This window comes from Streptomyces sp. NPDC054841 (assembly GCF_053611045.1).
In genome coordinates, this window is the sequence record NZ_JBSGZO010000368.1 from 1 (window position 1) to 8,685 (window position 8,685).

The 8,685-nt window shown below is 71.8% G+C and carries 8 protein-coding genes and 1 pseudogene; 1 reads left to right on the plus strand and 8 read right to left on the minus strand.

Features of this window, described 5'->3' with window-relative positions; translation table 11 throughout:
* The 8 genes and pseudogenes from ACWGI8_RS33345 to ACWGI8_RS33380 form a co-directional block, all read right to left on the minus strand.
* Positions 1-1,508: alpha/beta hydrolase (locus ACWGI8_RS33345; protein WP_453666682.1), on the minus strand; the 1,508-nt coding region annotated here is incomplete at its 3' end.
* 212 nt (positions 1,509-1,720) lie between these two features.
* The gene (locus ACWGI8_RS33350) at positions 1,721-2,464 is read right to left on the minus strand and encodes an urease accessory protein UreD (RefSeq protein WP_453666670.1); all 744 of its coding nucleotides are present in this window, start codon (positions 2,462-2,464) and stop codon (positions 1,721-1,723) included.
* A gap of 7 nt (positions 2,465-2,471) precedes the next feature.
* Positions 2,472-3,152, minus strand: a complete 681-nt coding sequence (ureG, locus tag ACWGI8_RS33355) for an urease accessory protein UreG (protein WP_453666672.1) — start codon at positions 3,150-3,152, stop codon at positions 2,472-2,474.
* 20 nt (positions 3,153-3,172) lie between these two features.
* A complete protein-coding gene (locus ACWGI8_RS33360; protein WP_453666684.1) occupies positions 3,173-3,832 on the minus strand; it encodes an urease accessory protein UreF in 660 nt (219 codons plus the stop codon).
* Between the two features lie 353 nt (positions 3,833-4,185).
* A complete protein-coding gene (locus ACWGI8_RS33365) occupies positions 4,186-5,907 on the minus strand; it encodes an urease subunit alpha (protein WP_453666674.1) in 1,722 nt (573 codons plus the stop codon).
* A gap of 154 nt (positions 5,908-6,061) precedes the next feature.
* A pseudogene (locus ACWGI8_RS33370) lies at positions 6,062-6,367 on the minus strand (urease subunit beta); the annotation flags it as partial.
* Between the two features lie 16 nt (positions 6,368-6,383).
* On the minus strand, positions 6,384-6,686 hold the full coding sequence (locus ACWGI8_RS33375) for an urease subunit gamma (RefSeq protein ID WP_453666676.1): 303 nt from the start codon (positions 6,684-6,686) through the stop codon (positions 6,384-6,386).
* 134 nt (positions 6,687-6,820) lie between these two features.
* Positions 6,821-7,441, minus strand: coding sequence for a TetR/AcrR family transcriptional regulator (locus tag ACWGI8_RS33380; RefSeq protein ID WP_453666678.1), 621 nt, complete (start codon positions 7,439-7,441; stop codon positions 6,821-6,823).
* A 117-nt stretch (positions 7,442-7,558) separates the two neighbouring features.
* Here ACWGI8_RS33380 and ACWGI8_RS33385 point away from each other — a divergent pair, with 117 nt between their 5' ends.
* A complete protein-coding gene (locus tag ACWGI8_RS33385) occupies positions 7,559-8,560 on the plus strand; it encodes an ABC transporter permease (protein WP_453666680.1) in 1,002 nt (333 codons plus the stop codon).
* Positions 8,561-8,685 lie beyond the last annotated feature (125 nt).

Below are 8,685 nucleotides of genomic sequence, written 5' to 3' on the forward strand. Positions count from 1 at the left end.
GCGTGCGGTGCGCACGCCGTGTCGCGGCTGTCGAGCGTGCCGCTCACCAGATACGCCTCGACCTTGCCGTTGATACAGGGACTCACCAGGCCGGTGATGCCGTGCGAGCCGGCGTTCTTCTCGGTGACCAGGCGCGAGCCCTTCAACCGCTTGTGGAGTTCACGAGCGCCCTCGTAGGGGGTGGCCGCGTCGCGCTCGGCCTGCACCAGCAGCACCGGCGGCAGACCCTTGCCCGTGCGGATCTCCAGCGGCTGCTGACGCTTGGTCGGCCAGGTGGCGCACGGCAGGTTCAGCCAGGCGTTCGACCAGGTGAAGAAGGGGTACCTCGCGTGCAGCCGGGAGTTGTCACGGTCCCAGGTCTCCCAGTCGGTCGGCCAGGGAGCGTCCGTGCACTCGACCGCCGTGTAGACGGCGGTGCCGTTCTCGGCGGCGGCGTTGCCCGCGGTGTCCTCCGGATGCGGGCCCGCGGCGTCGACGAGCGGCTTCGGGTCACCGGCCACGTACTTGCTCCAGACCCGGGCGACGGGCGCCCACTGGCTGTCGTAGTACGGGGCGGCCTGGAAGTAGTTCACCAGCTCGGCCGGGCCGACGAGCCCGCCGATCGGGTTCTTCTTGGCGGTTTCGCGCAGCGTCTGCCACTGCCGGCGGACCTTCTCCTCGGTGTCGCCGAGGTGGAAGGAAGCGTCGTTGGCGGCGACCCACTTCATCCAGTCGGTCAGCCGGCGCTCGAAGGCGATGTCCTGGGTGAGGTTGACGTTGTACCAGATCATGTCGGTCCGCGGGTTCACGACGCTGTCCATGACCATGCGGCGGACATGGGACGGGAAGAGCGTCGCGTAGACCGCGCCCAGATAGGTGCCGTAGGAGACACCGAGGAAGTTGAGCTGCTTCTCGCCGAGCGCGGCCCTGATGACGTCCAGGTCGCGAGCGGTGTTGAGAGTGGTCATGTGCGGCAGGAGGTCGCCGCTGCGCTCGGCGCAGCCCTGCGCGTACTCGGCGGCGAGCTTGCGCTGGGCGCGCTTGTCGGCCTCTGAGTCGGGGACCGGGTCGGGTTTGGGCCCCTTGATGAACTCCTGTGGGTCGGCGCAGGAGATGGCCGCCGAGTGGCCGACGCCGCGCGGGTCGAAGCCCACGAAGTCGTAGGCCTTGGCGGCCTTGGCCCAGATGGGGCTGTTGGTGACGGTTCGGCGCGGGAAGCGCAGTCCCGAGGCGCCGGGCCCGCCCGGGTTGTAGAGGAGCGCGCCCTGGCGCTCCTCCTGGGTGCCGGTGTTGCCGATGCGGTCGACGGCGATGCGTATCTGCCTGCCGTCCGGGCGCGTGTAGTCGAGCGGGACGCTCACCCAGCCGCACTGGATGGGCTTCTCCAGGCCCCAGTCGGCCGGGCAGTCGGCCCAGGCGATGCCTTGGTGCGCCGCGCGCTCGGCGGCCACCTTCACTCCGGACGCCTCGACGCTCTGCTCGGGCCTGCCGTCGGCGGTCGCTGTCGGTGCGGTGATCGCGCCGGTCATGAGTGTGCCCGCGATCAGAGTGCCGACGGAGCCGAGCGCCGCTGTGCGTTTCACGTGGTGCCTCCCCCTGGTGATGCGCCGCTCCCCACAGCAGCGCGGTCATGGTCTGATAGGGGGGATCCTTACGTCTGTGCGACGCAGGGCGATAGACCGAACTGGTCTTTCTTTGCCTAAGCGATAGCCGGTGCGCGGTGTCACCGGGTGGGACTGCGTCAGTCGTCGAGTGCCTCACGCCGGGCCGCGTCGAGCAGGCGGCGAAGCCGCAGTGCGTCCGGGGCGATCGCGGTGACCAGCACGGCCGGGCCGGCGAGCGGGGTGAGGACACAGGTGTCGCCGAGCTGCCGCGGCTCGGCGGGCTTCTCCTCGAAGTCCGGGTCCACAACCAGGAGTTGGCCGACCGCGCGGTGTCCGGCGAGTACCGCTCCCCCGTCCCAGCCATCGGGTGCGCCGGGTCCGTACGCGAGTTCCTGGTCCAGGAGGGGGCGGCCCGCGCGGCGGACGGTGAGGCGAGTGGTGAGGGTGCCGGGGTCCTCGCCGTGCCGGCCGAGGATCTGTTCCTCGCGCAGCACCAGTCGTGCCGTGGCCGCGAGTTCGACGCGTGTGTGCATTCGCAAGTTGCTGCCGCGGGCGGAGATGAGCTGCTCGGGCAGCCAGCGCAGCTCCGCGTCCTCCCGCACGTTCAGCGCGATGTCGTACGTGGCTTCTTCCGGGGTGCGGCCGGGCAGGGCGACGGTCGCCGCGGCGGAGTCGATGTGCAGCCGGGCGCCGTCGTGGACGTCCGCCTCGACGGCCAGCCGGTCCCCGCCGAGCGGCGCGCTCATCGCACCGACGACGGTGACGCGGGCGTACGGTCCGGCGGCGCGCGTGCGGCGCAGCGCGAGCGGCCCGGCGCTCTCCAGGACGGGAAGTCCACCGTCGCGGGTGGCGACGATACGGGCGGTGGCTCGGACGCTCATGCGGCGGTCACGCGGCGGCCCAGGCGGTGAGCTGCGCGCGTACCCAGTCGGCGACGGGCCGGACGCCGTCCCCGCCGGTCAGCGAGGTGAAGGCGACGGGAAGTTCACCGCGCTGCTCCTTGGCGTCACGCGCCATGCGCTGCAGGTCGGAGCCGACGTACGGGGCGAGGTCGGTCTTGTTGACGACGAGGAGGTCGGCGGTGGTGACGCCGGGGCCGCCCTTGCGGGGGATGTCGTCGCCGCCCGCCACGTCGATGACGAAGATCTGTGCGTCGACGAGGCCCTTGGAGAAGGTGGCGGTGAGATTGTCGCCGCCTGATTCGACGAGGATCAGATCGAGCGGTCCGACCGATTCCTCCAGGTCTTCGACGGCTTCGAGATTGGCGGAGATGTCGTCGCGGATCGCCGTGTGCGGGCAGGCGCCGGTTTCGACGGCCTGGATGCGCTCGGGCGGAAGCACCGCGTTGCGCAGCAGGAACTCGGCGTCCTCGCGGGTGTAGATGTCGTTGGTGACGACGGCGATGGACAGCTGGTCGCGCAGGGCGCGGCAGAGGGCGGCGACGGTCGCGGTCTTGCCGGAGCCGACGGGGCCGCCGAGGCCGATGCGCAGGGCACGCCGGGTGCCGTCGGAGCGGTTGGCGTCGGCGCTGACGGCCTTGGCGGTGTCGTGGCTGTGGTCGAGATGCATGGTGCGGCTCCTTCTGGGTCCTACGAGGCGAAAAGGCGTACGGGCCAGGCCGCGTGCAGCTCGGCGGTGATGTCGAGCAGCGGGGCGGAGGCGGCGGGCAGGGCGTCGACGCCCAGCTCGGCCGCCTGCCGGGCCGCGGCCGTGGCGCGCTCGGCGACCCGGTCCATGGCGGGGGCGAGGCGGGCGAGGACGGCGGTGGCCTCGAAGGGGTCCAGGCTCAGCAGGCGTACCGCGGCGGTGGCCGGCCCGCTGACGGTCTCGTACGACGCGCAGTGCGCGGCGTCCTCGGGTCCGAGGCCGGCGGCGCGCGCCGCGAGCCCGAGCACGATGGGCTGGTGCGCGCCCCTGGGCAATGCCTGGGCCAGTGCGTCGAGTTCGGCTGACGGCCAGGTGGCGCGGGCGGCGCGCATCAGCTGCCGGCCGAGTTTGCGGGCCGTGGTGCGCAGGGCGGGTGACGGGGTGCGGGCGTCGGCGGCCGCGTCGAGCTCGAGCGGGTCGAGGCCGAGCGCCGCCGCGGCGGCAAGCCCGGCGGCCGTCAGCCCGGCGGTGTGCAGCCGCCCGCGGCAGAAGCCCGCCAGTCCTGCGGCGTCCCGGATCCGCCCCGCCTTGACGGCCGCCTCGGCCCCACCGGAGTGGGCATGCCCCCCGGCGGGAAACCGTCCATCGGCGAGTACGAGCAACGCGGCCCGCGACGATGCGCCGGCCGGCCGGCCGGCGTCGTCCGGCGACCCTGCCCGCCGTGATTCCGCCGATACGGGCACGGGGCAGGCTGCGGGCGGCGGCACCACTGGGCGGTCCCGTTCCGCGGCCACCGTGGACGGCCCTGCCTGCCCGGCCCTGGCTCCTTCCGGCCCGGCAGGCACACCCGCCCGGCGCAGCCCGTCACCGGCCCCAACCGGCGAACCGGAACTCTGACCGGGGACGATGCCGCTGTCCGCCGTGGCGGGCGCCGGGCATGACGCAGCACCGGCCGCGGTGCGGCCGGAACCGTCGGCCGGCCCGTCCACCGGCGCGTGTGTGAAGTCGTTCATCGTCAGAACAGGAAGTACCGCTGCGCCATGGGCAGTTCCTTGGCGGGGGCCGGTTCGACCGCGTCGCCGTCGATCGTCACCGTGAACGTGTCGGCGTCGACCTCGACCCGCGGCAGCGCGTCGTTCTCCCGCATGTCCGCCTTGGTGACGCGCCTCGTGCTGCGGATCGGGACGAAGCGCTTGCCCAGGCCCAGGCGTTCGGGCAGCCGGTCCTCGATCGCCGCTTCCGAGACGAAGTTGAACGAGCCCGCCGCCGGGGCCCTCCCGAGCGCGCCGAACATTGGCCGGGGCAGCACGGGCTGTGGTGTGGGGATGGAGGCGTTGGCGTCACCCATCTGTGCGTACGCGATCTGGCCGCCCTTGATGACGAGCTGCGGCTTGACGCCGAAGAACGCCGGCTCCCACAGCACCAGATCGGCGAGCTTGCCCGGCTCCACCGAGCCGATCTCGTGGTCCAGGCCCTGGGCGACGGCCGGGTTGATCGTGTATTTGGCGACATAGCGACGTGCCCGCAGATTGTCCGCGCGGCCGTCGCCCGGCAGGGCTCCGCGACGCCGCTTCATGACGTGCGCCGTCTGCCATGTCCGCATGATCACCTCGCCGACGCGTCCCATGGCCTGGGAGTCCGAGGAGATGATGGAGATGGCACCGATGTCGTGCAGGACGTCCTCGGCCGCGATCGTGGACGGCCTGATCCGGGACTCGGCGAAGGCCAGGTCCTCGGGCACGGCCGGGTTGAGGTGGTGGCAGACCATCAGCATGTCGAGGTGTTCCTCGATGGTGTTGACGGTGTGCGGCCGGGTCGGATTCGTGGAGCTGGGCAGGACGTACGGCTCCGAGACCACGGTGATGATGTCCGGTGCGTGCCCGCCGCCCGCACCCTCGGTGTGGTACGCGTGGACGGTGCGGCCGGCGATCGCGGCGAGCGTGTCCGCGACGAACCCGGCCTCGTTGAGCGTGTCCGTGTGGATGGCGAGCTGCGCGCCGGTCTCCTCGCACACGCCCAGGCAGGCGTCGATGACGGCAGGCGTCGCACCCCAGTCCTCGTGGATCTTGAATCCGAGCGCTCCGCCGCGCAGCTGGGAGTACATCCCCTCCCGGGACGTCGTGTTGCCCTTGCCGAGCAGCCCGATGTTGACGGGGAACGACTCCAGCGCCTCGAACATCCGGGCAAGATGCCAGGGACCGGGGGTGATCGTGGTCGCCTTGGTGCCCTCGGCCGGGCCGGTGCCGCCGCCGACGAGCGTGGTGATGCCGGACGCCAGTGCCTGGTCGACGATGGTCGGCGCGATGAAGTGGACGTGGGCGTCGATGGCGCCCGCGGTGATGATTTTGCCGTTGCCCGCGATGACTTCGGTCTCGGGGCCGATGACCAGGTCCGGGTGGACACCATCCATCGTGTCGGGGTTGCCGGCCTTGCCGATGCCGGTGATCCGGCCGTCGCGGATGCCGATGTCGGCCTTGACGATCCCCCAGTGGTCGATGATCACCGCGCCGGTGATCACCGTGTCCGGGGCGCCCTCGGCACGGGTCGTACGGGACTGGCCCATCGACTCGCGGATCACCTTGCCGCCGCCGAACACGGCCTCGTCGCCCGCGAGTCCGGGCCCGCCCGAGCGGTCCTCCTCGATCTCGACGAGCAGATCGGTGTCGGCGAGCCGGATCCGGTCCCCGGTGGTGGGTCCGAAGAGGTCGGCGTAGACAGCACGTGTCAACTCAGACATCGGTTCCTCCGTTCTCCCCCAGAGCTGCCGCCTGGGTGGGGATCCCTCCACGCCCGCAGGGCGTAGGGGGATTGCCCCCTTCTCCGCCCGCTCGGCGCAGAAGAGAGGTTTTCGCTGCCGTCCGCGGCCCGGCGGCCTCGCGTGCGTCGCTCACATCGAGAGCACCTCCGGTCTCGCCCCGCAGGCCCGCGACGATGCGAAGCCCTCCGAGAGGTACGACTTCGACGTCGACCGGGATGCCGGGCTCGAAGCGCACGGCGGTGCCGGCCGCGATGTTCAGCCGCCGGCCGCGGGCCGCGGCGCGATCGAAGTCGAGCCCGGGGTTGGCCTCGGCGAAGTGGTAGTGGGAGCCGACCTGGACGGGCCGGTCGGCGGCGTTGAGCACGGTCAGACGTGTGACGTCGCGGCCCTCGTTCAGCTTGACGGGCCCGTCCGCGTACAGGATCTCGCCGGGAATCATCGGCGGCGCTCCCCCGTCAGACGATCGGATCGTGGACGGTGACGAGCTTGGTGCCGTCCGGGAACGTCGCCTCGACCTGGACGTCGTGGATCATTTCGGGGATGCCTGTCATGACGTCGTCGCGGGTGAGCACTTTCCGTCCGGAGGCCATGAGTTCGGCGACGGTGTGCCCGTCGCGTGCTCCCTCCAGGATGTGCGTGGTGATGAGGGCGACCGCCTCGGGGTGGTTGAGCTTCACCCCGCGGGCTCGGCGCTTCTCCGCGACATCGGCGGCGACATGGATGAGCAGCCGTTCCTGCTCGTGTGGGGTCAGTTGCACGCTTCCACCTCACAGTCGTCCTGCCCGGCCGGACCGGGCGCAGCGGGACGTAGCCAGTGTCAGCACTCCGCTGACACTCCACGGGCGTGCCGCTGCCAAGGTTTGAACGTTAGGGCGGAAGTTTTTCCGGCGCGTTAACTGACCTTTGGTAGTTGCATGGACATCAGTCCGCGCAACCCGTCCTGCAGCAGCTCGACGGTGACATCCCCGAAGAGCGCCTGCTGGGCGATGAACCCCTGGGCCGTGGCGATCAGCGTGCGCGCGACATGGTCGGCCGGCACATCGGCGTGCAGGATCCCGTTGTCCCGGTAGGCGTCGACGAGCTTCGCCCAGGCCCGGCGCATGGCGTCGTAGCCGTCGTTCAGGATCGCGGCGAGATGCTCGTTGCGCAGGGTCTCGGTCCAGACCTGCACGATGAGACGGCCGAAGGCCTGCTGGTCACCGCCGGGCACCTGTCCCTCCAGGAACGTCCCGAGGACCCGCCCGAGCAGGATGTCCGGGGTGGGCGGCGGGGTCGTACGGGCCGCCTCTTCGAAGGCCGCCCGGATTCCGGCGAACGCCTCCTCGGCGATGGCGGAGATCAGCTCGTCCTTGCCCCGGAAGTAGCGGTAGACGGCGCCGGCCGAGAGGCCCACCTCGCTGAGGATGTCCTGCATCGACGTGGCGTGGAAGCCGTTGCGGGCGAAGCAGCGGGCGGCGCCGTCGAGGATCTGACGGCGCCGGGCGTCGAGGTGTTCCTGGGATACGCGAGCCATGCGCCAAATCTAAAACGAACATTCATTCTTGACAACTGGACACCTCGCCGAGACAGTGGGGCTCGACAAAAACGAACGATCCTTCTCTTTGGATCGACCCGAATCGAGGAGGCTGCCATGCCCACTGCACCGGCCGCACCGGCCCGCCGCATGATCGCGGTGATGATCCTGGTCCCGGTCGTCGTCGCCCTGGCGCTCTGGGCCTTCGCCTGGCCCGCCGCCCGCATCGCACCGCGCGACCTGCCGGTCGGCGTGGCCGGCCCGGCCACCGCGACGGCACAGCTGGAGCAGCGTTTCGCGCAGCACGAGGGGGCCTTCGACGTGCACCGCTACGCCGACGAGGCAGCGGCCCGGGACGCGATCGAGGACCGGGCCGTATACGGAGCCCTGGTCGTGACACCACAGGGCCCGAAGGTGCTCACGGCGTCCGCCGCGAGCCCGGTGGTCGCCCAGCTCCTCAAGGAGTCCGCAACGGCCGGCGCTCCGTCCGGCGCCCAGGTGCGGTCCGAGGATGTCGTCGCGGCCCCTGCCGGCGACCCGAGGGGCAGCGCACTGGCCTCCAGTATCCTGCCGCTCGCACTGGCGGGAACGGCGGCCGGGGGCGCCGTCACCGCGCTGGGTCTGCGCGGGGCGAGAGCCGCGACCGCACTGGTGGGCGCGTCGATCCTGGTGGGCATCGCCGCGACGGCGCTCGCGGACAGCTGGCTCGGCGTGCTCACAGGAGACTGGTGGGCCCAGGCGGGGGCGTTCGCCCTGACCGCACTGGCCATCGGTGGCGCTGTCGCGGGGCCGGCCGCGCTGATCGGAACCGCCGGGATCGGGCTGGGCGCACTGCTGGTCGTCCTCATCGGCAACGCGTTCTCGGGCGTGGCCAGTGCGCCGGAGCTGCTGCCCGAACCGGCAGGGCTGATAGGCCAGTGGCTGCCTCCGGGCGCGGGCGGTTCACTGCTGCGGTCGGTGGCCTACTTCGACGGCAGCGCGGCAGGCGGGCCCGCGCTGACGCTGGCACTGTGGGCAGTGCTGGGCCTGACCGCGGTGCTGATCGGCGGGCGGCCGGGCAGGCCGGCGAGCGCGACCACCACCCGGTCCGCCCCCGCCGAACCGGCCCCGGTCGGCTGATCCGTCGGGGCCCCCGGCTGCCCCGGCCTCGCGAGAGACCACCTCGCGAGCAACCGCCTCGGGGGCGAGCCTCCCGAACGACCGCGCGTCCCCGCTGTAGCGGACGGGGGCGCGCGGTCTTGTCA

What these genes read in the sequence shown, in the direction of transcription:
- ACWGI8_RS33350 (WP_453666670.1), bottom strand. Translation starts at nt 2,464, where the DNA reads ATGAGCGTCCGAGCCACCGCCCGTATCGTCGCCACCCGCGACGGTGGA.
- ureG (WP_453666672.1), bottom strand. Translation starts at nt 3,152, where the DNA reads ATGCATCTCGACCACAGCCACGACACCGCCAAGGCCGTCAGCGCCGAC.
- ACWGI8_RS33365 (WP_453666674.1), bottom strand. Translation starts at nt 5,907, where the DNA reads ATGTCTGAGTTGACACGTGCTGTCTACGCCGACCTCTTCGGACCCACC.
- ACWGI8_RS33380 (WP_453666678.1), bottom strand. Translation starts at nt 7,441, where the DNA reads ATGGCTCGCGTATCCCAGGAACACCTCGACGCCCGGCGCCGTCAGATC.
- ACWGI8_RS33385 (WP_453666680.1), top strand. Translation starts at nt 7,559, where the DNA reads ATGCCCACTGCACCGGCCGCACCGGCCCGCCGCATGATCGCGGTGATG.